This window comes from Pedobacter cryoconitis, from assembly GCF_001590605.1.
Taxonomy (GTDB): Bacteria; Bacteroidota; Bacteroidia; order Sphingobacteriales; family Sphingobacteriaceae; genus Pedobacter; species Pedobacter cryoconitis_A.
On sequence record NZ_CP014504.1, the window covers coordinates 4848136 to 4873800 of the forward strand.

General features: G+C 39.2%; 22 protein-coding genes and 2 pseudogenes. 13 read left to right on the forward strand and 11 right to left on the reverse strand.

What is annotated here, in order from left to right; all coding sequences use genetic code 11:
* Nucleotides 1-19: 19 nt before the first annotated feature.
* From AY601_RS20455 to AY601_RS20475, 5 genes are all read left to right on the forward strand, one after another.
* Nucleotides 20-769 (forward strand): hypothetical protein, encoded by a 750-nt coding sequence (locus AY601_RS20455; protein WP_068404595.1) that lies wholly within the window; start codon nt 20-22, stop codon nt 767-769.
* Nucleotides 766-1089 (forward strand): hypothetical protein, encoded by a 324-nt coding sequence (locus tag AY601_RS20460; protein WP_068404597.1) that lies wholly within the window; start codon nt 766-768, stop codon nt 1087-1089. Before AY601_RS20455 ends, AY601_RS20460 begins: the two co-directional genes overlap by 4 nt.
* 35 nt (nt 1090-1124) lie before the next feature.
* Nucleotides 1125-2150 carry a DUF3078 domain-containing protein gene (locus tag AY601_RS20465; protein ID WP_068404599.1) on the forward strand — a complete coding sequence of 342 codons (1026 nt, stop codon included), beginning with the start codon at nt 1125-1127 and terminating at the stop codon, nt 2148-2150.
* Nucleotides 2151-2254: 104 nt separating this feature from the next.
* Entirely contained in the window at nt 2255-3595 is a 1341-nt protein-coding gene (gene ffh, locus AY601_RS20470; protein WP_068404601.1) for a signal recognition particle protein, read from the forward strand.
* A 119-nt stretch (nt 3596-3714) separates the two neighbouring features.
* Entirely contained in the window at nt 3715-5253 is a 1539-nt protein-coding gene (locus AY601_RS20475; protein ID WP_068404603.1) for a YifB family Mg chelatase-like AAA ATPase, read from the forward strand.
* Between the two features lie 464 nt (nt 5254-5717).
* On the opposite strand, the gene AY601_RS20480 is transcribed toward AY601_RS20475, so the two are convergent.
* On the reverse strand, nt 5718-6326 hold the full coding sequence (locus AY601_RS20480) for an NAD(P)H-dependent oxidoreductase (protein WP_068404605.1): 609 nt from the start codon (nt 6324-6326) through the stop codon (nt 5718-5720).
* Between the two features lie 260 nt (nt 6327-6586).
* Here AY601_RS20480 and AY601_RS20485 point away from each other — a divergent pair, with 260 nt between their 5' ends.
* A complete protein-coding gene (locus tag AY601_RS20485; RefSeq protein ID WP_068404607.1) occupies nt 6587-6961 on the forward strand; it encodes a winged helix-turn-helix transcriptional regulator in 375 nt (124 codons plus the stop codon).
* Nucleotides 6962-7310: 349 nt separating this feature from the next.
* Here AY601_RS20485 and AY601_RS26385 read toward each other — a convergent pair.
* From AY601_RS26385 to AY601_RS20490, 3 genes and pseudogenes are all read right to left on the reverse strand, one after another.
* Nucleotides 7311-7736: pseudogene (locus AY601_RS26385) on the reverse strand (IS66 family transposase); the annotation flags it as partial.
* A gap of 18 nt (nt 7737-7754) precedes the next feature.
* Entirely contained in the window at nt 7755-7988 is a 234-nt protein-coding gene (locus tag AY601_RS25425; RefSeq protein ID WP_335340594.1) for an IS66 family transposase, read from the reverse strand.
* A gap of 6 nt (nt 7989-7994) precedes the next feature.
* Nucleotides 7995-8870 carry an SDR family oxidoreductase gene (locus tag AY601_RS20490; protein WP_068404608.1) on the reverse strand — a complete coding sequence of 292 codons (876 nt, stop codon included), beginning with the start codon at nt 8868-8870 and terminating at the stop codon, nt 7995-7997.
* Nucleotides 8871-9115: 245 nt separating this feature from the next.
* Here AY601_RS20490 and AY601_RS20495 point away from each other — a divergent pair, with 245 nt between their 5' ends.
* On the forward strand, nt 9116-9505 hold the full coding sequence (locus tag AY601_RS20495) for a winged helix-turn-helix transcriptional regulator (RefSeq protein ID WP_068404610.1): 390 nt from the start codon (nt 9116-9118) through the stop codon (nt 9503-9505).
* A 117-nt stretch (nt 9506-9622) separates the two neighbouring features.
* On the opposite strand, the gene AY601_RS20500 is transcribed toward AY601_RS20495, so the two are convergent.
* The 3 genes from AY601_RS20500 to AY601_RS20510 all read right to left on the reverse strand — a co-directional run bounded on the left by AY601_RS20500 (nt 9623) and on the right by AY601_RS20510 (nt 12294).
* Nucleotides 9623-10222, reverse strand: a complete 600-nt coding sequence (locus tag AY601_RS20500; RefSeq protein ID WP_068404612.1) for a cytochrome b — start codon at nt 10220-10222, stop codon at nt 9623-9625.
* Nucleotides 10223-10224: 2 nt separating this feature from the next.
* Nucleotides 10225-11325 (reverse strand): catalase family peroxidase, encoded by a 1101-nt coding sequence (locus tag AY601_RS20505; protein WP_068404614.1) that lies wholly within the window; start codon nt 11323-11325, stop codon nt 10225-10227.
* Nucleotides 11326-11469: 144 nt separating this feature from the next.
* Complete coding sequence (locus AY601_RS20510) at nt 11470-12294, reverse strand: helix-turn-helix domain-containing protein (protein ID WP_157288044.1); 825 nt, start codon at nt 12292-12294, stop codon at nt 11470-11472.
* A 288-nt stretch (nt 12295-12582) separates the two neighbouring features.
* On the opposite strand from AY601_RS20510, the pseudogene AY601_RS20515 reads away from it, so the two are divergent.
* Nucleotides 12583-13014, forward strand: a pseudogene (locus AY601_RS20515) (ATP-binding protein); the annotation flags it as partial.
* A gap of 91 nt (nt 13015-13105) precedes the next feature.
* Here AY601_RS20515 and AY601_RS20520 read toward each other — a convergent pair.
* Nucleotides 13106-13945 carry a M57 family metalloprotease gene (locus tag AY601_RS20520; RefSeq protein ID WP_068404620.1) on the reverse strand — a complete coding sequence of 280 codons (840 nt, stop codon included), beginning with the start codon at nt 13943-13945 and terminating at the stop codon, nt 13106-13108.
* Nucleotides 13946-14042: 97 nt separating this feature from the next.
* Here AY601_RS20520 and AY601_RS20525 point away from each other — a divergent pair, with 97 nt between their 5' ends.
* Nucleotides 14043-16880, forward strand: coding sequence for a S8 family peptidase (locus AY601_RS20525; RefSeq protein ID WP_068404622.1), 2838 nt, complete (start codon nt 14043-14045; stop codon nt 16878-16880).
* Nucleotides 16881-16926: 46 nt separating this feature from the next.
* Here the strand turns inward: AY601_RS20525 and AY601_RS20530 are convergent, their stop codons facing one another.
* Together AY601_RS20530 and AY601_RS20535 are read right to left on the reverse strand one after the other, a co-directional pair.
* Nucleotides 16927-17193, reverse strand: a complete 267-nt coding sequence (locus tag AY601_RS20530) for a hypothetical protein (protein WP_068404624.1) — start codon at nt 17191-17193, stop codon at nt 16927-16929.
* 36 nt (nt 17194-17229) lie between these two features.
* Nucleotides 17230-17817, reverse strand: coding sequence for a TlpA family protein disulfide reductase (locus AY601_RS20535; RefSeq protein WP_068404626.1), 588 nt, complete (start codon nt 17815-17817; stop codon nt 17230-17232).
* 141 nt (nt 17818-17958) lie between these two features.
* On the opposite strand from AY601_RS20535, the gene AY601_RS20540 reads away from it, so the two are divergent.
* Nucleotides 17959-20106: a S9 family peptidase gene (locus AY601_RS20540; protein ID WP_068404628.1), complete on the forward strand. Its 2148-nt coding sequence runs from the start codon at nt 17959-17961 to the stop codon at nt 20104-20106.
* An 85-nt stretch (nt 20107-20191) separates the two neighbouring features.
* On the opposite strand, the gene htpG is transcribed toward AY601_RS20540, so the two are convergent.
* Nucleotides 20192-22081: a molecular chaperone HtpG gene (gene htpG, locus AY601_RS20545; RefSeq protein ID WP_198163562.1), complete on the reverse strand. Its 1890-nt coding sequence runs from the start codon at nt 22079-22081 to the stop codon at nt 20192-20194.
* Nucleotides 22082-22210: 129 nt separating this feature from the next.
* Here htpG and AY601_RS20550 point away from each other — a divergent pair, with 129 nt between their 5' ends.
* From AY601_RS20550 to AY601_RS20560, 3 genes are read left to right on the forward strand one after another with little or no spacing between them, the layout of a single operon-like run.
* Nucleotides 22211-23191 (forward strand): DUF2157 domain-containing protein, encoded by a 981-nt coding sequence (locus AY601_RS20550; protein WP_068404630.1) that lies wholly within the window; start codon nt 22211-22213, stop codon nt 23189-23191.
* Entirely contained in the window at nt 23188-24378 is a 1191-nt protein-coding gene (locus AY601_RS20555) for a hypothetical protein (protein ID WP_068404631.1), read from the forward strand. Before AY601_RS20550 ends, AY601_RS20555 begins: the two co-directional genes overlap by 4 nt.
* Nucleotides 24379-24428: 50 nt before the next feature.
* Nucleotides 24429-25658, forward strand: coding sequence for a M16 family metallopeptidase (locus AY601_RS20560; protein ID WP_068404633.1), 1230 nt, complete (start codon nt 24429-24431; stop codon nt 25656-25658).
* Nucleotides 25659-25665 lie beyond the last annotated feature (7 nt).

The following is a 25665-nucleotide window of genomic DNA, read 5'->3' on the forward strand; positions in this document are numbered from 1 at the left end:
TTTGTATTTTTGCTGTGCAATGAAACCTACTCTTCTATTCCTTTTCTGTTGCTTTTTTTGTGGTATTGCTTTAGCTCAAAAGAAATCTGTTCAGGGCTTTGTCATAGATAAAGTATCCAAACAGCGCTTAGCTACGGTGTATATTTATAATTCTCATAACGATGATGGGATTTATAACAACAGCAAAGGTGAATTTACCACACAAGCCGTTATTGGTGATACTTTATTCGCGGTACGTCAGGGCTATGGATTAGATACCGTAGTTTACAAGGGAAGTGCAATCTTTTTCCAATTGAAGCCGCTGGCCATTCAGTTAAAAGAGGTTTCTATTATTGGAAGCTCTCTTTCTCCAAAGGAGCGTTATGCGCAAAGAACCAGAGAATATAAATATGCAACTGACCTGGGAAGCTCCCGAGATCTATTGAATTTAAGTTCAAGAGGAGTCGGCTTAGGAATAGATGCAATCTATAATTTGCTGAGCAGAAAAGGCAAAAATGCAAGACATTTACAAGCTATCCTGGAAAGAGATTATAAAGAAGAAATTATTGATTACCGGTATAATCCTGCTTTTGTAGGCCGTGTGCTAAGAATTAAAGATTTTGAACTGAAAGATTTCATGCAACAGTACCGTCCTAGTTATGATTTTGTGCTTGCAGCTTCTGATTATGCTTTTATCGTCTTTGTAAGAAACAATTACGCTTCTTATAAGCGGAATCCGAAGGCATTCAGGTTACAACCACTTCCTGTAATCAAAATTGATCATCCATGAGATACTGGCCCGTAATCTGGAGAAGCCTTCCTGCAAATGCAATGGCTATTTTTCCGTTTATGTTATTCAAGGATCCCGGCCAGAAAACTGATGCGTTATTGATTAACCATGAAAAAATTCATTTCCACCAGCAACTGGAACTCCTGATTCTTCCTTTTTATATTCTTTATACAATAAATTACCTGATTAATCTGTACAAATACAGAAATCATGATAAAGCTTATTTTAATATTAGCTTTGAAAAAGAGGCTTATGCCAATGAATTGGACATGAATTATCTGAAAAACAGGAGACTGTATTCATGGTTTAAATATTTATAATAAATCCTACGAACATTTTTCTTTTCTTTGTATTAATGAGAGGTATATACGCATGTTTACTATTTGTATTTGCAGTTTCAGCACAAGTAAGTGCACAAGAGATAGATACAGTTCCTATTACAGTTAAAGATTTTGATCTTAAACTAAGGAAAAGTCCATTGCCTTCGCTAAAAGGTATTATCGTCTTTAAACCTGTGGAGATTAATCCGCTGATTGTGAGTTCCAAGGTAAATTACTGGAAAACTAAAACTGCAATCGGGATTAATGTGAATCAATCTTCTTTCAGTAATAACTGGAGTGGTGGTGGTGTAAATTCACTGGCCGTAGAGGGATTAGTCAATTACAAAGCTGAATACAAAAAAGAAAATTATAGTTATTTAACTGAGGTTGATCTGCGTTACGGAAAGATAAGAAACAAGGGTCAGATACAGAAGAAAACGAATGACCGGATATTCTGGAATAATACCGGAGCATTCAAAATCTCCAAAAACTGGAATTTGTTTACGCAGGTAACTTTTGAATCGCAGTTCGATAACGGATATTCTTATTCATCGCTTAACGGAGTGGAGACTCCCCTGCTTATTTCTAAATTTATGTCTCCGGGTTACCTGACAGAATCTTTCGGTTTTGAATACAAGCCCAATAAATATTTCTCTACACAATTTGGTACCGGTGCTGCAAAACAAACGTTTGTATTGGATAACAGGGCACTCGCTGAGGCTGACCGAAATGCAAATCCGGACCCAGCTAATCAAAAAACAGACTTCTATGGGGTTCCGGTAGGTGATACATTCAAAAATGACCTGGCTTTTCAGATCACTGTTAACTTTGAAAAAGATATTTTTCATAATGTCAACTTAAAAAGCAGGTACTATGTCTTTGTTCCTTATGATCATTTTGAAAACATGAAACACAGGCTGGATGTGACTTTAACAACTAAAGTAAACAGATTTATGAATGTGACGCTGAATGGGGTCGGGATATATGACAAGACTATCAGTGACAGGATTCAGGGCAGCCAGTCTTTAGCAATGGGCGTGATGTTTATATTCCCGCGCTAATTACTTTTGCATCCTATTTTAATGTTGATTGTTATTAAAAATGTTTGCAACTTTGTACACGACTACCATTATACATTAACTAATTGACTATCAATTAATAAAACATGTTTGAAAATTTACAGGATAAACTAGACCGGGCATTTAAAGTTCTAAAGGGTCAGGGAAGCATTTCAGAGATCAACGTGGCTGAAACCATGAAAGAAATTCGTAAGGCTTTACTGGATGCCGATGTAAATTTTAAAACGGCCAAAAGCTTTACTGACGAGGTTAAGGAAAAGGCACTTGGCCTGAATGTACTTACTGCGGTTTCTCCGGGACAATTACTGACTAAGGTAATGAACGACGAGCTGACTGCATTGATGGGCGGTGAGGTCAAAGAATTAGATTTAAAAGCGAATCCTACAATCATATTGATTGCTGGTTTGAACGGTGCGGGTAAAACAACCTTCTCTGGAAAACTGGCAAATTACCTGAAAAGTAAAGGTAAAAAGCCTTTATTGGTAGCTGGTGACGTTTACCGTCCTGCAGCGATTGATCAGTTACAGATTCTGGGTGAGCAGATCGGCGTTCCTGTTTATGCGAACAAAGATTCTAAAGACCCTGTTGCAATTGCACTGGAAGGTATTGAACTTGGAAAGAAAGAACATCACAACGTAATTATCATTGATACTGCAGGTCGTTTAGCAATAGACGAGCAGATGATGAATGAAATTTCGGATGTGAAATTGCATACCAAACCGCATGAAATCCTGTTCGTAGTTGATGCCATGACCGGACAGGATGCGGTTAATACAGCTAAAGCATTCAATGAAAGATTAGATTTTACCGGTGTTGTACTGACAAAACTTGATGGTGATACGCGCGGTGGTGCGGCTTTATCTATTAAGTCTGTGGTTAACAAGCCGATTAAATTTGTCGGTACTGGTGAAAAAATGGAAGCACTTGATGTTTTCTATCCAGACAGAATGGCTTCCCGTATTTTGGGAATGGGCGATGTTGTTTCCCTTGTTGAACGTGCTCAGGAGCAGTTTGATGAAAAAGAAGCAGCAGAACTTCAAAAGAAAATCCGTAAGAATAAGTTTGACTTCAACGATTTCTACAACCAGATTCAGCAGATCAAGAAAATGGGTAATATGAAAGACTTGATGGGCATGATTCCAGGGGTGAGTAAAATGATGAAAAATGTAGAGATTGAAGACGATGCTTTCAAAAATGTGGAAGCAATTATTCAGTCGATGACAAAATATGAGCGCGAAAATCCAGACAGCATTCAGCAAAGCAGACGTTTACGTATTGCTAAAGGTTCTGGAAATAAAATAGAAGAAGTTACTAAACTGATCAAACAGTTTGAGGATATGCGTAAGGTGATGAAACAGTTTTCTAATCCTGCAGCCGCTGCTAAAATGATGCGCGGTATGCCTAAAATGCCACAGGGAAGAATGTAAGTATTCTTTGCTGATCTTTAAAAAACCGGGCTCTCAATCCGGTTTTTTTATGCCCGTAATTTTTTTAACCTATAAGGCTTAATATGGAATTAAATTTACGTGCTAATTCGTAAATCAATATGCTCATTAAAACTTATGGCAGCGCAGTCTTTGGCGTTAATGCTTTAACCATCACTATTGAAGTTAGTATTAGCAGCGGAAATAAATATCATATTGTCGGATTGCCGGATGGTGCAGTCAAAGAAAGTCTTAAAAGAGTGGAAAGTGCAATTCAGTCATCCGGCTTTAAGATGCCCAGGCAAAAGATCGTTGTGAATTTATCACCAGCAGATATCAGGAAAGAAGGTACCTCTTACGATCTGCCCATTGCTATCGGCATTTTAGCGGCTTCAGGACAATTAATCAGCGAAAGTGTAGCTGAGGTGCTGATTGCAGGAGAACTCTCCCTGGATGGCGGTATACAACCTGTAAAAGGAGCGCTCCCAATTGCTATTCAGGCAGCAGAAGCAGGTTTCAAAGGATTTATTTTACCTGCAGACAACGCAAGGGAAGCAGCTGTAGTCGATAATTTGCCGGTTTATGGTATGCACCATTTAAAAGATCTGGTTGCTTTTTTCAATGGAACTACTGTTTTTAATCCTATTCTGGTGGATACGAAAAGCGAGTTTTCAAAAGATACTGGTCTGTATGACCATGATTTTTCTGATGTCAAAGGGCAGGAAAGTATTAAAAGGGCTTTAGAGATTGCTGCTGCAGGCGGACATAATGTAATTCTGATCGGGCCGCCGGGGGCCGGAAAAACTATGTTGGCTAAACGTTTACCTACCATTTTACCTCCTTTAAGCATGCAGGAAGCACTGGAAACAACCAAGGTCTATTCTGTGAGCGGAAAATTAAATGTAGCGACTTCATTGATGACAGAAAGGCCATTCCGCAATCCGCATCACAGTATTTCTGATGTTGCTTTAGTAGGTGGAGGAACGAATCCGCAGCCGGGCGAAATCTCTATGGCGCATAATGGCGTCTTATTTCTGGATGAGTTGCCTGAATTTAAGCGGTCGGTACTGGAGGTGATGCGCCAGCCCCTTGAAGACCGGAAAGTGATCATATCGAGAGCGCGTTTAAGTGTAGAATATCCTGCGAGTTTTATGCTGGTCGCGGCCATGAACCCCTGTCCTTGTGGATTTTATAACCATCCGGATAAGGAGTGCGGCTGTTCTCCGTGGATTATCCAGAAGTATTTAAGTAAAATTTCGGGGCCGCTGATGGACAGGATTGACCTGCATGTGGAAGTCACTCCTGTTCATTTCGATGAATTGGCTTCTTTACGTCCTTCGGAAAAAAGTGCAGTGATCAGGGAAAGAGTAATTAGCGCAAGGTTAAAACAGGAAATCCGTTTTGCTGAACATACAGGTTTGTATTATAATGCGCAAATGAGCCCCTCCCAGGTCAGGAAACTTTGCAAAATCAATGCGGAAGGACTGGAGCTGGTTAAAAGAGCAATGGTAAAACTCGGTTTATCAGCGCGTGCCTATGACAGGATCTTAAAGGTTTCAAGAACAATTGCAGATCTGGCTGGTACTAAAAATATTGAGCTGGAGCATTTGGCTGAAGCTATTCATTTCCGCAGTCTGGACCGGGACAATTGGGCTGGGTAAAAACGGATAAAAGCCCGGCAAATTAATGCCGGGCTTAATACCATGACTCACAAATGATCTATTTATCTTGTTTGCCTGTGTACTGACATAGGCTATGACAGTCGTTTCTCTATCCCTGCTGGGTCTGATATTTTTCCATAGATGTCCTAAATTTATATCATAAGTTAAAACGTCTTCAACATCCATTTCCTCCAGAGAAGTATTGAAGTCACCCAAACCACACAATAAAAAACCCTCTTTATTGATTGTAAAGAGGGTCTGTGGTGTCCAACTTGATCCTTTCACATATTCTTGCATGAAGTAGGTTTATCGAGGGATATTGAATTAATTTAAACCCATTCTTTAAAACTAAAATAAGGAATATGAATGAGGAATAGCCACGTTCAGTGAAATTATCGACCATGTATGGAATAATCCCCAATCTAAGTATTACTTTGTTGATGTGCAGAACTGAATTGATGTGACTAAGACAAATTAAAAACTTTTTCTAGATGTTCGGGATACCTTTCTAAGGTGCCTGAGATGTCGCCATCTTTGTAAATATCAAAACAATTGTAATCCGGCACAATTTCCACCCCACAAAAACGATAAGTCGTTGTAATATTTATTAAGGCGTCAGTTGTACTTCTACCTTCATACAAAAGCTGATCGCTATTGTCAAAACTTTCCTTTGGCGCATTCCAAGTACTACTAACCATAAATTTCTTTCCCATCATTTTTCCACCTGTTCCATATTGTCTGGTCGGATCCTGACGTGTTCTGCCATCGTTTTCAAAGAATGTCGATTTAATGAATCCGCCGTCAAAAACTTCGTCCACGTATTTTTTATATATCCAAGGCGTACTAAACCAATTAATTGGGGTCTGTAAAACGATGATATCTGCTGCCAGATGTTTTTCTACCTCTATATCCACATGATATCCATCCTCAACTTTAGTTTCTAAAACTTCAAAACCCTTCGACAGGAAAAAGTCTTTTGCTTTTTGATGAAATGCCTGATTTAATAATCCCTCCGACCGATTAGGGTAGGTTAAATGTGCATTGATCAAGAGCACTTTTTTTGTTGTATTCATTTTAATTTTATTAAGTATTATCTATTATTATGATTTTGTGGTTAGTTTACCATTTATACAATATTTAACATTCCGTTGTTAAAAGATGATCAGCAGCAATGATCTATAACTAATTTCAGTATCATAGCTATGGGAATCACTCACTAATTACATTGGGAACAGCCTTCAGTTAATAAAGCAAAATTATGTATATTCGCTTGTATAAAGTTAGTTGTAACCTAAAGGTTAGTACTATCATAAAGGTTAGTTGCATAAAATAGATGGAAAGTGAAAATGATAAAAACGAATTCAAAAGTTTAGCTTGTACTCAAAGTTTAAAGGCTATTGAGGATGCTCTGCATGTTCTGGGAGGTAAGTGGAAATTACGTATTGTAGTAGGAATCGCTAGTGGATATAATCGCTTTAATGAATTACAGCGGGCCGTGGAAGGTATTTCTGCCAGGGTGTTGTCAAATGAGTTGAAGGATTTGGAAACAAATGGGGTTATAGTTCGTAAAGTTGAAGCGGGAGCCACACCTGTAATTGTTACTTATGAGCCAACTGAATATGCTAAGACAGTTATTCCCATTGTAAATACATTAGCTGATTGGGGGAAAAATCACAGAAATAAACTACAGAATGAATGTCATTTGTAAAGGAATCAAAATAAAAGGCACTGCACATTTGAGCAGGATCTTCCATTTGTAAGATGTTAAATCGGCAGCTATCTTGACATCGACTTCAATTAATCTATTCTTTAAAACTTCTCCAATATTAGGAAGCAGACCCAAATTCTAGCTATTCGATGTTATAGATATTCAGGGATTGTGCGTAACCTAACACTACGGCGGTGATTTTCGCTGAAATAAGTTTATGCTTTTCTCAAGAGCTGGCTTCGGCAATCTCTTTCGTGCTTTCCAGAAGGTGTTCGTTTATTTTTTCCATTTATGTGGCAGCAGTTCTTGTATCTGTGCCGATGGATGATTGTTAATTTTTTAAGCACATCTACCATCCAAGCCATGAGGTTAACGCCATGTATTTTGCAGATTCCCATGAACGGGTAGAGCATCGCACTTCTTTGGGCACCATCATGAGAACCGCTGAACAGGAAATAACGTCTCCCCAGGGCATTGGGCTTGATACTGGACTCGATGGGTTATTATCAATATTTAAAAGTTCATTTTCAATATAAACGGATAGCCGTTTACAGCGTTTCATGGTATAAGCAAAAGCTTTGTGGATTGCACTTTTCTCATTCAGCAGGCCTACGTTTTCTTCCAGCCAGCAGCCAAAGTCTGCCCATCTTGGTTTTGCAAGTTTCTGTCTGGATTTCTTTCGCTCATCAGTGGTAACATCCTTTATTTCCCGCTCAATATCATAAAGCTGGTCGAATACTTCCAGTGCATATGCCGCCCTGCCGGGATCATTTTTCTCTGCTTCATGGTGGTTTCATCCATCATCAGGTAGTTGCTGTTCATCACTTCCTGCTTTAAGGGACTCATAAAGCGGTTGCAGCAGTGTGCAAGTTCTGGCTATCCAATCCAGCAATGTGGAATGTGCCAGTTTGATTCCTGCCCGATCGAAGCGGATCATTTGCCGGTAAACCGGCAAGTGATCACAATATTTTTCAGCACCACCATGCCGCGACGATATATTATTTGTGTGCCTATTGCCGCGTGAGATAAATAATTAAAGTCCGTATGCAATCTTCAAAAACTCTCTCACTGTCTCAGTTTTTCTGCCAAGGATATTTTGAAGTTCATTAGATGGAAAATCGAATTCTGCCTGTGCAATACCTACGCAAAGGTTAGAAGCGCCCTGTATCATCTGGTCTGGAACGCCATAGCTTCTAAGCTGATCAGCGTATTGCTCAGGAGATGGAGAAACGTATTGGATTGACTTCCCAGAAAGTTCGCTTAATATACCAGCAATATCCTGGAAGGACAGAGAATCAACGCCACTGATTTCATAAGTTTTGTTTTCATGTCCGTTTGTGGTGAGTAATATCGCTCCCGCCTCGGCCATGTCCTTACGGCTGGCAAATGCAGCTTTTCCATTAGCCGCTGGTAAAAAGACCGTTCCAGTTTCGATGACCTTATCCCCCATGAACAGTGGAAGGATGTCTGAATACAACCCGTGTTTTAGGATAGTGTAGGTCAGTTCAGATTGCTTAATAATTTCATCTGTTTTCACATGATCGTTTGTGATAATGGCGCTTGGTGAGCTGCCATCTTCAGACTTACGCTGTACGCTTGTGTAGAAGATGTGCCCAACTTTGGCTTCAACTGCTGATTTCACAACATTTTCATGCTGCTCAACGCGGTTCATCATTTCGCTGCTGGATATGAAATACAGTTTGTCAATTCCTTTAAATGCTTTTACGAGTGATGCACGATCATCATAGTTGCCAACGATGATCTGCACGCCCTTATTTTTCAGAGCCTCCGCTTTATTTTCATCTCTTACCAATGCCGTAATTTCATCAGGAGAAACTTTCTCAAGAAGTTTATGAATTAGCGTCGACCCTAATTGTCCTGTTGCACCTGTCACTAATATTTTGCTCATATTCTAATTATTGTATTATTAATTTTTTTAAGATTTAACTATTTCATTTCTCCAATCCTTCACTGACTATGCCCGGACTTTGTTTAAGAGATCTGACCAAAGTAATGACAGCTGTAATATTTTTTTGACCTCCATAATCTATTTGTTTACATGTAAACTTATGATAACTTTGGTTACAATTTATTACTGGTTACTAAAAGGTAACTTAATGTCCCTTTTAGAAGTGAGGTATTGAAACAGTTATTATGGCCACAGAAAAAGAACTTGAGAAATTTGATGCATCAATTACAGAACGTTGTACTGCAAGCCTCGCTCCCGTTGGCGATGCGCTTTATGCAATTGGCGGAAAATGGAAGCTCCGAATTATTATAGCACTTTCTGGCAGGAGCAAGCGATTTAATGAATTACTAAAACTAGTCGACGGAATATCTGGCAGGGTTCTTTCAGCAGAGCTAAAGGAGCTTGAGATGAATGGCTTTGTCCATAGGAATGTTTTGGCAACTTACCCTGTAAGTATTGAATACGAACTTGCACCTTATAGTCATTCACTGCGTGATGTAATCACTGCCCTAAGTGAATGGGGTATACAACATAAAGCAAAAATCAGAGCGGAACGTTCCACTGAAGGGTCTTAGCAATTGGATTAAGTTTTCACCTAAGATTCTATTTCTAAATTTCTACTATCATTGGGTAAAGCTGCATCGCAAAACAGTGACTTTTCGATCGAACTAGTATTTTTACCAATTTTTTCGTTATTCTGCCGCTCTGGCAGAAGGTTCTTCAGATTTATTAATCATTTTTCTTCCCCATGTGATACTCGAAAACAACCCATCACGATATACCCAGGCATGTAACAATGCTGCCGAAAGGTGTCCCACTACCATAAAAAAAAGTAGCCAGGCCATCACACGGTGAGCGTCATGCAACAATGCAAATAAAAATGGGCTCTGCGGGAGGATTGGTGGAAGATTTACACCCGGAAATAGCTTGACCGGAAAACCTCCGGCGGACAATTGTGCCCATCCTGTCAGTGGCAATGCCAGCATCATACCGTACAGTAGCCAATGTAAGGTTCCTGCTGCTTTTGATTGAAATTTGGATATGCTGGCAGGCATTTTTGGTACGGAAAAACTTAACCTGTTTATAAAACGGATAATTACCAATAGCAGTATAGCTATACCTAAAGGCACATGGAGGTTTAGCAACCACGGCCTCCAGGTTAGGGATGTCATCATACCTAACCCGATGAATATCATGGCCAGTATCATTGCTGCCATCAGCCAGTGCAATATTCGGGCGGTAATATTGAAGTGCATTGGCGGAGCTGAAGGTGTATTTTTCTTTCTGGACATGATTACTTATTTTTAGGATTATCGTTTTTAGGTTTGCCTACTGCATCCGTAGCCTTACCATACCCGATCTCGCGTACACGATCGCTGTGCGAATGAGAATAAATGCCGGCCCGGGCTGCCAGAACTGGATCATCCGAAAGGGTAATTCCCTTTGGGACACGGGTGGGGTCGAAGTTAACATCTCTGCAACCGCCATTCGTCTGGTCAAAAACATGGGATACTTCCAATGTGCCTGCCACTATCTGTCTGCGGTTTTCCGGCCAAACCTGTGAAGGGTCATTTACCGGATCACTTGGTTCGGCCAAAGTCAGCACAAGATCCCAGTACAGCGGCCCCTTTTTAAGACGCTTTTTCAAATCTTCAAACAGGAAGTCATGGCTGGCTTGTTTACGCTGATTGACACTCCAGGAAGTGAATGGCGCGTGTGGTCGCATAGACCAGCGTATTGCCTGCTTTTTGCCATTTTTATCAATTAAAATGAACGAATTAATAACGTTGTATTGTGCTCCGGCAAAACTGCGGGTCCAAGGTGCAGTAGCATCCCACTTCACATATTTCTGTGCTTCTGGATATTCTTTCAAAAAAGCTGCCACTCTTGCTGGATCTGGAGTGCCCGTAGCCGGAGTGGGCTTATATGCCTCCATTTGCTTCAGAAAACCTTCTGCATCACGGGTAGCAAAAAAAGGTTCATTGTTCAGTTTCATCCGCCATTGTTCTCCGTCATCAGCAGTAAGCAGCAAGGCCATACTGACCGTTCGGGTGGAATTATCAGGGGCATATGGATCGGGACTGCCCAGTGAGAAACGGCCTGCAACCGGAACTTTCTGCTGGGCAAATACTCTCGCAATAGAAAATGGTACGCCTTTACCGGAGGCACGGAAAGTTCCTTCAAAGCAGATTCCCTTTCCGTGGGCCCGACGGTAACCCGCCGGATATGTTTTGGGTGTATCCTTTAAAAATGTTTGGGTAGTAATACGTCCGCCAATCAGGCCTGCTGACCAGGCAAACGCCAAAACTAAGGTGCCTGCAATCAGCAGAATACCACACAATATAAACAGAACACGCTTTGTTCTGAGATAGGCAATTAAAGAATTTTTTCTCATATTAATCCAATATTATTAATTGCCTGGGCGCAACCATGATTATTTTGTCTTGAAGTGCATTTTTCCATTTTTCGCTATTTTACATTGCAAAAGTAGAAAAACGGCAAGGGGAAAAATTACACTTTTCCGCTAAAAAAAAGGACTTCACTGCTTTAAGAATTCTTTGGGGGTCAGGCCTGTATGTTTTTTTGTAAAACGTGTAAGGTAAGCGGGTTCCGTAAACCCCAGATCATATGCTATTTCCTTCACGGTCTTTTTACCGAGATGCAATTCCTTTCGGATTTCCATAACAATACGATCCTGAATTAGATACTTAATATTTTTATTGGTGATACTATCGCAGATCTGATTGAGCTTTTTTGCTGAAATATTTAACTGTTTGATATAAAAGGCCGCTCCTTTTTCTTTAATAAAATGCGTTTCTATCAAACTCATCAATTTCCCAAAAACAGGATAGTCCACATAATCTCTGGGCCCTGGGCTTCCTTCAAAAATAGATGACACGTGAGATAAAAGCGAAAATACATAGCTTTCCATCATTAAAGCTCTATTATCGGTACCGTACTCCCCCAAAAGTAAATCAACGATTTTTCTCATTGTACTGGCACTTTTACTGTCAAAGGATACTAGCTGGTTTATAAAATATCCATTCAGATAATCGGAACCGATTTTCTGATTGATCCAAAAGAATACATCATTATGAATTAAAAATAAATATCCCTTTTTATCAGTTAGGTCAATTTTAATATTCTGGTATGGGTAAATGACGACGGCCTGATGGCAAATCATTTCAAAATCAGTATAGTCAATACTAAAAGTGATTTTTCCGTCGATCTCCGTACTCCATAACAGTTGATGGAAATTAAACCGCTGATAATGATCGAAAGTACCAGCACATAATTCTTCCAACATAAACACCTCTACAAATGGTAATTGTGTAATAGGCTTATTTAAAATGTAATTTCTCAAACTACGCGATAGATTAATCAAGATAAATATAGGTTAAAATTTCATTTTCATATTTAAAGTTGAATACCAAAACAGAAAAGCAAGGTTCAAAAAAATAAATGCACTTAAATTCGTTTAGAATTAAAGGTCAAAAACGAGCAGACTAGTTTCGCCTTACTAACAGCATGATCGAAAAGTTCACCGCCTTTTGCCAAATCATTCAGACTGCTTCACCTTCGGCGCAAGGCATCAAGCCCACTTCCATATTATGGAACGATAACCCTTGCGCTGCGGCAAATGATCCGAAGGATTATCCAAAAGTATTTAAGTAAAATTTCGGGGCCGCTGATGGACAGGATTGACCTGCATGTGGATGTCACTCCTGTTCATTTCGATGAATTGGCTTCTTTACGTCCTTCGGAAAAAAGTGCAGTGATCAGGGAAAGGGTAATTAGCGCAAGGTTAAAACAGGAAATCCGTTTTGCTGAACATGCAGGTTTGTATTATAATGCGCAAATGAGTCCCTCCCAGGTCAGGAAACTTTGCAAAATCAATGCGGAAGGCTTGGAGCTGGTTAAAAGAGCAATGGTAAAACTCGGTTTATCAGCGCGTGCCTATGACAGGATCTTAAAGGTTTCACGAACAATTGCAGATCTGGCAGGCAGTAAAGACATTGAGCTGGAGCATTTGGCTGAAGCTATTCATTTCCGCAGTCTGGACTGGGACAATTGGGCTGGGTAAATTTAAAGAGGTCCTGAAAAGACAAAACCCGGCAATAGTTATTGCCGGGCTTAATGCCTTTAATTCACAAAATATCTAATGGTTAGGTATTTTATTTATATAAATAGTTAATTGCTTTGATATCATTCGCGTTAAAGGTTCTGTCGCCACCGTTTGAGCAAGCTAACATGAATGATGCTGCATCTGGTGCTGAAGGAGTTCCAGGAATAAGAATTGCACCAACATTACTTTGACCTTCATTTCCAGCTCCTGAAGCTCCACAGCTATAAGCTCTGTTAGAGTAGTCAGTATGACGGAAACCTATACAATGTCCAATTTCATGTTGCAAAACTGAAGTAAGGTATAAAAGGTTAGGATTAGCACCGTAAGCTGCAGCATTAGTATTCATTTTTACTTCGCTGTATGCATTACCAGAAGCAGTTGGGAAACCAGAAGAACCTAAAGTAATAAAACCGCCAGAAGGGCCTTCGTTAAATCCGATTACGTTAATTTGACCAGTAGTTCCTGCAGCTGCACGTTGGAAAGTAAAACGTAAGCCCAGATTGTTGTACCTGGTAATCATTGCATTCACTGCATTACTATAAACAGTAGGCAGGTTAGTTACAGAAATAGTAATTACTCTTGGCAATGCTTTTACAAGATTAGTAGTTCTGTACTGTTCTGTAGAGGCAACGCTTAAGTGTTTAGTTTCAGCTTTTTCAGTAAGATTAGCTTCGCTTAAAAGGATATCACCTTCTACAAGGTAACCACCTTCTACTTTTCTTGCATTTTCAGTACTGAAACCAAGACTGGAGATCTGGGATTTAACAGTTGCTGAAATTTCATCTTGTTTAGTATCAGCTGTAGTAGCAGCTTCTTTTTTCTGACATCCGAAAACGCAGAGTGCCAGCATGCCGATAACGGCAAACGACAATAAGTTAAATTTTTTCATTAAGTTAGTTTTTTAGGTAGATTGTTTGTGAACTAATAGGTTAATCTAAAATTATATATAATTTTAACCATTAACAAATTTTTAATTTCAAATTATTGTGAGTTTCAAAATAAAATATGCTTTAATTATAATTCTTTTTTGCAACACAGCTGCAAACGCACAAAAATTATCGGTTGCAGAAAAAAAAGAGATATTCCACAAATATGGCTCCGCTGTATCTGATTCAAAGATTAATGGTGGAAATGTTTTATTAGTTGAGCTTTCACGCCCGTTAACTGCAGCAGAAATTCAGGAGCTAAAACCGTTGCGCAGTTTTTCTTTGAGCCATTTAATTATTCCGGAAAAAATGGCTGCAAAATTCAGTTCTCTGATTATTTCTCAGACTAAAGCAAACTCTTTATGGAAAGCCAGCGACAAACTGGCGCGCCAGTATGCGCAATATTCAACTCAAAATAAGCAATTTACAATAAGAATTTCGATAAATCCACAGGCATTAAGTATTCCTGCTTCAATACAGGGCTTAAAATCTTACACATTTGATCAAAACAACCACATCGTTACTGCCAGTATACAAATGAGTGAGCTGATGCCGGTCTTACAACTAGAAGAAGTCCTGTTTGCTGATATTTATCAGACCGCAAAAGACGAAACTGTCATCAATGACATGGATCTTTCCAGCAATGAAATTTCAGCGGTACATCTGCTTTACCCTGCTATTGACGGAAAAGGCATTACGCTTTCTATTAAGGAACAAATGTTCGTTAAAGAAGATATAGACCTGGCAGGGAATATCGTAGCAGCGCCTTCGGCTGCCCCGGTTGTAGATGACCATGCAACACAAATGGCCACCCTTGCTGTTGGCCGGGGAAATTCATTTATCCGTGGACTTGGAGCAGCACCTTTTGCTTCTTTAACAGCTTCAGATTATAGAAAAAATGATAATGACCTCATGCCAGATGATATTAAGGAGCTAAATCAATATAAGGTAAGTGTACAAAACCATTCTTATGGTCTTGGCATAGACAACTTTTATGGGATGCAGGCGGTTGCTTATGATAAACAAGTATTTGAAGCAGATACGATAGTCCATATATTTTCTTCGGGAAATTCAGGTTTGGTTACAGCGGTGGACGGTATTTATAAAAATATTCCAAATACTGCGCAGTTAACAGGAAATTTTAAGACTGCAAAGAATGTATTAGTTATAGGGGGAATAAATCAGGAAAATGTGTCAGAAAGTCAAAGCAGTAAAGGCCCTGCTTATGATGGCCGGGTAAAACCTGAGCTGGTTGCCCTGGGCCAGGATGGTACATCTGGTGCTGCGGCATTAACCTCAGGTTCGGTAGCCCTGCTTCAGCAGCAATACAAAAAACTATACGGAAAACAGCCTTCTGCAGCCACTGTAAAAAGTATACTGGTTAACTCGGCAGATGATATTGGAACGCCTCAGGTAGATTTTGCGACAGGATTTGGAAAATTAAATACTTTACAGGCTATTCAGACTATTATTGATAAACGCTTTCAGACAGGAGTAGTGAACGATCAGCAGGATTTTACTTTTCCATTGCAAGTTGGTGCTGATCAGCAGGAACTTAAGGTAACTCTGGCCTGGCTCGATCCTCCGGCGCCTGTGAATAGTGTGCAGAGTATTATGAACCACCTGGACCTGTCCATGGAAACACCGGCTGGAACAGTGATTTTACCCTGGATACTGAATACGTATCCCAGCGCAGATTCTTTATTGATGCCTGCGAAACGGGGAATAGATAACTTGAATACAGTGCAACAGGTAAGTTTAACCAATGTACCTGCAGGAACCTATACGATTCATGTAAAAGGCAGAACTGTCACCCAGGGAAAACAGGATTTTAGTATCGCTTATCAATGGAAAGCAAAGAATGATTTTAACTGGACTTTTCCTTTAAAAGACGCTGCAATATTCGCTGCTGAGCGCAATTATATCAGATGGGGCAGTACTTTGTCAGGTCAGACAGGAAAACTCTCTGTGAGTTACGATAACGGAGTTAACTGGACCGTCGTGAGCAGCAATATTGACCTTGGGTCTTCTTTTTATAAATGGGATGCTCCAAATTCATTTACCCGCGCCATTTTTAAGATGGAGGCTGGCGGAAAAGAATTTCTTAGTGAGTCTTTTGTCATTTCGCTTGCTGAAAAACTACAAGTAGGTTATAGTTGTACAGACAAGATTTTGTTTCACTGGCCAGCTCAGCCGCAGGCAAAGAGTTACACACTTTACAATTTAAAGAACAATGCCTTAACGCCGATCCAGCAATTGACAGATACCCTGGCTATTGTTGACAGGTCTGCGATAGCCTCCAATTATTTTACCGTTGCAGCAAATGGTACTAATTTCAGCGGATTAAAAAGTTATACAATAGACTATACGGCACAAGGTGTAGCTTGCTATGTAAGAACTTTTCTGGCAAATATTGTGAATGATGCTGGTAAACTTGATTTAACGATAGGCACAACCTACAATCTGAAAAGTATCATTTGGGAAAAACAAACTTCTCCGGGAGTATTTGCAACGCTGGCCGAAACGGTTGTCACTTCTGGTCTGTTGAATTACAGCCAGACCGATCAGAACCTGGTACGCGGCATTCAGTTCTACAGAGTGACTTTAGTTACAAATGATGGAATTAAAATCCCTTCAGATATTTTACCGCTTAACTTCCTTAAAGAAAATGATTTTGCAGCTTTTCCGAATCCGGTAACTGACTTTCTATCGGTACTTAGTGGGGATTTTGATCCTTATACACTTACACTTTACAATTTGTCAGGACAAAAGATTTTCCTGAAAGAAGCGAATGGATTATATCAGTTTGATTTATCTGCGTTAGCTACCGGATTATATATCGGCACGATTACCAGGAATGGGAATACACTCAAAAAGATTAAGATTATAAAAAGATAAAGTCTGTACAGAGGCTTTATCTTTTTATAGCTTTTTATAAATACTATTATAATTCTTCGTCTTCCTGCTCTTCTCCTTCGTCCTCTTCTTCTGGCACGTAAGCCAGGATCTCGCGGCCGATAGCATTTACTTCTTCATCTTCTCCAAATAAGGGTAGTGCTGTCTCAGGGTCCAGTGTCAGCCACTGTGATTCTGTATCTTTCAGGATATGACGGTATTCTTTACCATCCTTAAAAACAACATAAGTATCATTTCCTTCTGGAAATATAGCATAGTCGATTTCACCTATAGTAATATCAAATGGTTGTTGCATGATTATTCTTTAACCGGGTATATAAATTGATAATTATTAATTCGTTGTTTTCAGTTTATTGATAAATGCAATGAACTTTGAATCTGCATAGTTAGCAGCTCCGGCTTCATTATAGGAAATCCTCCCTGCTTTATCAAATACGACTGTGGTGGGTAATGAACCTTTGAAAAGTACTTCTGGAATTTCACTGTCTACGGCATAAACAGGCAGCTGATATCCTTTTTTATCCATAAATTTTTGTGCTTTTGGCAATTGACTATCGGCATCAACCAGGATAAAAACTACGTCTTTATCATCTTTGAATTTTTCGTGCAATGCATTAACGCTCGGCATTTCGGCCAGACATGGAGGGCACCAGGTTGCCCAGAAATTAAGAAAAACAACCTTTCCTTTCAGATCCCCGAGGTCAATGACTTTTCCATTGCTATCTTTAAACTTAATCCCGGAAAGATCGCCTGCAGCATTAACTTGTTTATCGACCACGGCAGTATCAGGTTTGAAAAACCCAATTTTCATTAAGCCTTCCAGCACCAGCGCTTTTGCAGGAGGTACAAAAAGCAGCACCAGGAACAATACAATCAGAATCCCGCTAAAAATATTCTTTCGGTTAAGAATCTTATTCATGATGATATATGGTTTATAAAAATTAATCCTATTTTGCAGTAGTCAAAGCCCGAAAAAGCAAACAACAGAAACGGAACAAATCATTTAAGGGGCCATGATAGCTTTTTAGCTTATCTGTTATTTAACCTCAAACGCTATACAATGAAGAAAATTATTCCGTTTACACTCTTGCTAAGTTCAGCTTTAGCTTGCACAAACAAAGATACGAAAATGGAAACTTATAAATGGCCGGCAGCAAAAGCCCCAATAGCAGAAATCAAACCTAAACAGCGCGTTTTACATGGCGACACGGTAGTTGATAATTATTACTGGATGATTGATTATTTTAAAAAGGGGCCGGAAAGTACAAAAACGATCGATTATCTAAATGCTGAAAATGCTTATCTCGACAAGATGATGAGTGGCACAAAAACGTTACAAGCCAATCTCTTTAAAGAGTTGAAAGGCCGCATCAAGGAGAAAGATGAGTCAGTTCCGGTATTTAAAAATGGTTATTTCTATTATTCCAGAACTGAAGAAGGAAAACAGTATTCTAAATTTTGCCGCAAAAAGGAAACATTGGATGCCAAAGAAGAGATACTGCTTGATATTGACGAATTAGCTAAGGGACTTCCATATTATTCAGCTACCGGGTACAGTGTAAGCCCTGACAATAAATTACTTGCTTATGGGGTTGATCAGGTTTCCAGACGCCAGTATACTATTTTGATCAAAAATCTGGAAACGGGAGAACTATTAAAAGATAGTATTCCTAATACAGAAGGAGATGCGGTTTGGGCAGCAGACAATAAAACATTGTTTTACACCTCAAAAAATGCAAAAACGCTGCTTAGCGAAAAAATTAAAAAGCATAAACTGGGAACAGCAGCGAGCAGGGATATTGTTGTGTATCAGGAAAAAGATAAATCCAATTATATTGGTGTCGGTAAATCCAAGTCCGGTAAGTATATTTTCATTTATTCCTCGGCAACTCTATCTGCTGAAGAGAGATTAATTCCTGCGGATCAGCCTGACGCTGAATTTAAAGTATTCCAGCCCAGAATTAAAGATGTACTTTATAATGTAACGGCTTTAGCTGATAAATTTCTGATCGTAACCAACTGGAATGCTAAAAACTTCCGTTTAATGGAGTGTCCACTTGACAAAACAGCAAAAGAGAACTGGAAAGAGGTGATTCCGCACCGCAAAGATGTCCTTTTAGAAGATGTGGAGGGTTTTAAAGATTTTATCGTGATTTCAGAACGTAAAAATGGTCTGGCCCAGTTACGCATCCGTAAATTAAATGGTGCTGAACATTATATTGATTTTGGTGAGCCCACTTATAATGCTTCCGTTGGTAATAATCCAGAATACAATAGCGAAAAGCTTCGCTATATCTATACTTCCATGACTACACCAGTGTCCGTTTATGACTACCATATGGATACAAAAGAAAAGCAGCTGATGAAGCAGCAAGTGGTTGTAGGTGGTTATAATAAGGCCGGCTACACGACAGAGCGCCTGTATGCGACAGCCAAAGACGGAACACAGGTTCCAATCTCACTAGTTTATAAAAATGGGCTTAAAAAGGACGGAAACGCGCCTTTGCTACTTTATGCTTATGGTTCCTATGGACACAGCATGGATGCCTCTTTTTCTTCCAGTAACCTTAGCCTGCTGAACAGGGGCTTCGTTTTTGCAATTGCACATATCCGTGGTGGACAGGAAATGGGCAGGCAATGGTACGAAGATGGAAGGCTGATGAAAAAGATGAATACTTTCACCGATTTCATTGATTGCGGGAACTTCCTGATTGAAAAAAAATATACAAGCTCAGCACATCTTTATGCACAGGGTGGTAGTGCTGGAGGCTTGTTGATGGGGGCAGTAATTAACCTTGCGCCTGAGCTATGGCATGGGGTGATTGCCCAGGTCCCATTTGTTGATGTAGTGAATACGATGCTTGATGAAAGTATCCCGCTCACTACAAATGAATTTGATGAATGGGGAAATCCCAAGAATGCGGATGCATATCATTATATGAAAAGTTACTCTCCATATGAGAATATTGAAGCAAAACATTATCCAAATATGCTGGTAACCACCGGGCTGCATGACAGTCAGGTTCAATATTTTGAACCCGCTAAATGGGTTGCGAAGTTAAGGGCGACCAAAACAGATAAAAATGTCCTGCTGCTAAAAACAGATATGGACTTTGGACATGGCGGAGCGTCTGGCAGGTTCGACTATCTAAAAGATATCGCATTGAACTATGCTTTCCTGTTAAGCCTCGAGAATATTAATAAATAACAAAAACCCTGTTTTCTGTATAAATCCTTTAGGAAAATACAGGAAACAGGGTTAATATCTGAAAGGAAGCAGAAGCCTCTTCTGGTTAGATCAATTCAACGCTTCTGTTAACAAATGCTGTTAATTCAGCACCAGTAAGCATTCCTTGAGAAAGTAAAGCTAAATCTACAGCCTGTTTAGCCAGCGCACTTTGCTCTTCGCTATTTTCAGTCTGTAAAATCTTGTTCACCAACTTATGGTTACCATTGATTGCAACTTTATAACTATCAGGCATGCTACCATAAAAACTCATTCCACCGCCCATTTGAGCCATGTCTTTCATTCTTCTCATGAACTCATCCATAGTCACTGTTACCGGGAATTCTTCTGGATGCAAGCCAACAATCTCTACCTGGAAACCTGGTTTAACAATTGCCTTCTCAAAAACGTCTTTCACTTTCGCAGATTGCTCATCAGACAATACTGATTCTACAACCTCATCTTTTTCAATCAGTTTACTTGCAACACTAGAATCAACACGTTTCAACAATGTTTTCTCTAATTTCTGCTCTAAAGAGGTCACAAAGTGATTGTCGATTGCTGAGTTCATCAACAGCACATCGTAATCTTTTTTATTTGCAGATTGAATGAAACCGTCTTGTTTAGCAGGGTCATTTGTATAGATATAAACTACCTGACCATTTTTATCAGTCTGGATATCTTTTACTTTAGCATGGTATTCATCAAGCGTAAAGTTTTCATTTTTAGTATTGGTTACTAAAGCGAAATCTTTTGCTTTATCATAAAATTTCTCTTCACTAACCATTCCGTATTTCACGAAAAGGCCGATATCACTCCATTTCTCTTCATAAGCCTTACGGTCTTTATTGAAAAGTTCGCCTAATTTATCAGCAACTTTTTTAGTGATATAGCTGTTGATTTTTTTCACATTGCTGTCTGCCTGAAGGAAACTTCTGGAAACATTCAATGGAATATCCGGAGAATCGATTACACCGTGTAATAACATCAGGAATTCAGGAACGATATCTTTTACTTCGTCAGTAATAAATACCTGGCGGCTGAATAATTTAATTTTATTACGTTGCATATCAAAATCATTCTTCACTTTAGGGAAGTATAAAACCCCTGTTAAGTTGAAAGGATAATCTACATTCAGGTGGATCCAGAATAATGGGTCTTCTCCGAAAGGATATAATTGTTTGTAGAAATCCAGGTAATCCTGATCTGACAAATCTGCAGGTGCTTTAGTCCAGATCGGATCAGTGGTGTTGATGATGTTATCAGTTTCAACACTTACTGTTTTAGGCTTTCCTTCTTCATCTTCACCGTCAGGGATTTCCTGAGTTTTTGTACCGAATTTAATGGGTACTGGTAAGAATTTACCATATTTATCTAAGATCTCTTCTAATTTATGCTGACTAAGGAATTCAGCAGATTCTTCATTGATATGAAGGATAATTTCTGTTCCGCGGGTAGTACGTGAACCTTCAGTAATCTCATAAGAGGTACTTCCGTCGCAAACCCAACGTGCTGGTTCTGCGCCTTCCTGATAAGATAAAGTCTGAATTTCAACCAGATCAGATACCATAAATGCAGAGTAGAAACCTAATCCGAATTTACCAATGATCTCATTGGCATCTTTAGCGTCTTTAAATTTCTCTACAAATTCACTCGCACCTGAAAAAGCTACCTGATTAATGTATTTCTTAATCTCTTCGGCGGTCATTCCCAATCCGTTATCACTGATTGTAATCGTCTTTTTTTCCACATCAAGCGCAACTTCTACTAAAGGATTCCCCAACTCTCCGTTGTATTGTCCTAAGGCAGCTAAACGTTTGATTTTTTGTACCGCATCAACCGCATTTGAAACCAGCTCACGCAGGAATATCTCATTGTCTGAGTACAGGAATTTCTTAATAATAGGAAAAATGTTTTCGGTATGTATGGAAATACTCCCTTTTTCTTCTATGCTCATATGTTAACTCATTTTTAAGTACATAACTCCTTTATCAAGGGATGTTCCAATTTCATTTTAGTTGTCAAATTGACAGTCTAATTAAATTTTCGTAAGCTTACCCTAGAAATTATAGCTTCAGCTGGAAATATGAATATTAACCTTTACAAAAAGCTGCATACTGAGGGGCTCATTAGTGAGCAAACATTGGAAAAGATAGTAGAAAGAGACAAAAACTCTTTATTCTCTTTACACTGGGAGCTGAAAACTCTTTTATACCTTGGGGTTACACTCTTGAGTACAGGCCTGGGAATTTTGATCTATAAAAATATTGACACTATTGGTCATCAGGTTATCTTACTTTTTATTGCAGCTATTTGCATCGGCTGCTTTTTTTACTGCGTTAAAAACAGAAAGCCTTTTAGCAGGGAAAAAGTCAAATCTCCCAGTTCTTTTGATGACTATATCTTAGTATTGGGTTGCCTGAGCCTGCTGAGCTTTCTGGGCTATCTTCAATTTCAATATCACGTTTTCGGCGATAATTATGGTCTTGCTACGTTTATTCCAATGCTCATCTTGTTTTATGTAGCTTATGAGTTTGATCATATTGGCGTGCTGAGTATGGGCATTACCAACCTGGCTATCTGGCTGGGTGCTACCATTACGCCATTCACTATCCTTTCAAATGGGTTATACAGCAATAATTCTTTGATTATTCCTTATCTATTTTTAGGATTGTTGCTGTTAAGCGCTGCTTATCTTTCTGAGCGCTATAACTTTAAAAAACATTTTAAGTTCACTTATCAGAATTTCGGATTGAATATTTCTTTTATTGCACTTTTTACGGGGTATTTCAGTTCTCATGAAAATCCGCTAAATTTTCTATGGTTAGTTGCCGTGCTTATACTGGCTTTCGTTTTATACAGAGACGCCTTAAAAAATAAATCATTCTATTTTCTGTTGCTGGTCGTCTTATATGCTTACACGGCAATAAGTACAATGGTGGTAAGAATCCTGTTTAATATAGATTCAGAAGCTGCCTTTGTAATGGTATTGCTCTATTTTATCGGATCGGCAATCGGTTTAATCATGGCACTGGTCCAGCTGAATAAAAAAATTAAGGATATATGATCATTTACAATAAAACATGGCTGAATAACCTGAATATACAAGATCAGGTCCATCCATCTCTGGCTGCGGGTGATCTGACCAAAGCAGAGTTTAAAAATATTGAAAAAGCTTATCCGGTTGGGTTTTATTCCCCTAACGTCTTTGTAAGATCTGGGTTATTTCTTTTAACCTGTATAATTGCCCTTTTTGGGGGCTGTTTACTAACGTATATCTGCTGGGATCTGGTGGTAACTTCCAATAGTGGGGCGTGGGTGCTTTTTTTAGGCCTGATCAGTTATATAGCGCTGGAAGTTGTGGTGAAGAACAAATATCATTTCAGGTCTGGCACTGATGATGCTTTAATCTGGATTTCGGGCGGCCTGTTTTGTGTTGCATTTACCTGGCTGACATTTACGATGGACTGGGATTTTGACACATCCATGAGAACTGCAATCTCTATGGCAGCTTTTGCATTTTTTCTAAGCTTATTCCTCACAGTAAGATTTGCAGACAGCCTGATGGCTTTATTTTGCTTTCTAACAGCATTAGTACTTGCGGTATTGTTAGCTATTGCACACCTTTCTTTTGGCAAGGCAATACTTCCATTTTTAGTCATGTTGCTTTCTGCTGTTGTTTATTATTTTTCCTGGTCTAAAAGCAACAGTCCAAAATTTGTCTATTACCAGCATTGCCTCCGTTTTGTGCAAACAGGCAGTTTACTTACTTTATATCTGGCGGGTAATTATTATGTAGTTCAGGAAATGGGCAATGCACTTTATGGCTATACGACCATTGGGCCATACCAAGTTCCTTATCCTGTCTTTTTCTGGCCATGGACTATCCTTGTTCCTTTTATTTATACTGCCCTGGGGCTTTATAAAAAGAATGTGATTTTACTTCGTACAGGGCTTGTGCTGATTGCTATAGCTGCAGTTACTTTTAAAAACTATTATCATGTACTACCGATTGAGGGCACGCTTGTTTTAATCGGGCTGGTTACTCTCGGAGGTTCTTATTGGGTAATCAGGTATCTTAAGATCCCTAAAAAAGGCTTTACTTCTGAAGAGTTGATGGAAGATACTATTCCTGGTGGGGTTAATGTGGAATCACTGATTATTGCAACCACTCAACTGGATACGCCTTCAGGAACAGAGGGCCGCTTTGGTGGCGGAGATTTCGGCGGAGGGGGTTCTTCTTCTAATTTTTAAGAAAGAATATTACAATTGGTTAGCAATGTTCTTCTGTATCTTTGCATAGAATGGAATATAATGTACACACACTGCCTAATGGCATTCGTCTTCTTCACGTACCCTCTGCATCAGCGATCTCTCACGCCTGTATCATTATAAATAGCGGTTCGCGCGATGAGACTGAAAGCCAGGCTGGACTTGCCCATTTTATTGAGCATTTAATCTTTAAACGCACAGAAAAAAGAAATACAAACCAGATTCTGAACAGGTTGGAGAGTGTTGGGGCAGATTTAAATGCCTATACAACGAAAGAATATACATGTATCCATGCTTCTTTTCTACATCCTTATCTGGACAGAACACTGGAACTGTTCAATGATATCGTGTTCCATTCTACCTTCCCGGAAGAGGAAATGGAAAAAGAGAAAGGAGTGATCTTAGATGAGATCGCATCGTACCTTGACCAGCCGGAAGAAGCTATCTATGATGATTTTGAGGATATCGTATTCGCTGATCATCCGTTAGGAAGGAATATTCTGGGCACAACAGAAAGTGTGGAGAAGCTTTCTCAGCAGGACATTAAAGATTTTATTGCAGCTAATTACCATACAGATAAAATTGTTGTTGCGGTATTGGGTGATTACTCTTTAGCTAAGGCTGTTAAAATCTTCACTAAATATTATGAGGAAATTGCAGCAAACCTGCACCAGAACAATAGAAAAGCTCCGGCTCAATCACAAGTAATTACGCGTATCGATCAAAAACCGATTATGCAGGCGCATACCATGATCGGCTCGACAGCTTATTCTTTGCATCATCCTTTTAAAACAGGCCTGTTGTTATTGAATAACCTGTTATGTGGTACTGGAATGAGTTCTATTCTGAATTTACAGATCAGAGAGAAACATGGGATTGCTTACAGTATAGAATCGGGATATAGTCCTTTGAGTGATACGGGTATTTTTACTTTGTATTTCGGCACAGATAAGGAAAAAGTGAATAGGGCGCAATCCCTTATTTACAAAGAATTTAAAAAAATCAGAGAAAACCCTTTGACAGAAGTACAGCTGCAAAAGGCTAAAAATAAGTTTATAGGACAAATTGCACTAGGAGAAGAAAATAGAATAGGGTTAATTGTCTCTATGGCCAAAAGCCTGATTGATTATGATAAAATAGATAGTCTGGAAACTGTTTTTCAAAAAATACAAGCTGTAAATACGCAGGATATGGCGCAAATTGCAGACGAAATCCTCGATGAAAAAAACCTCAGTGTCTTAACCTTTTATCCATTAGCTTAAGAGCCAG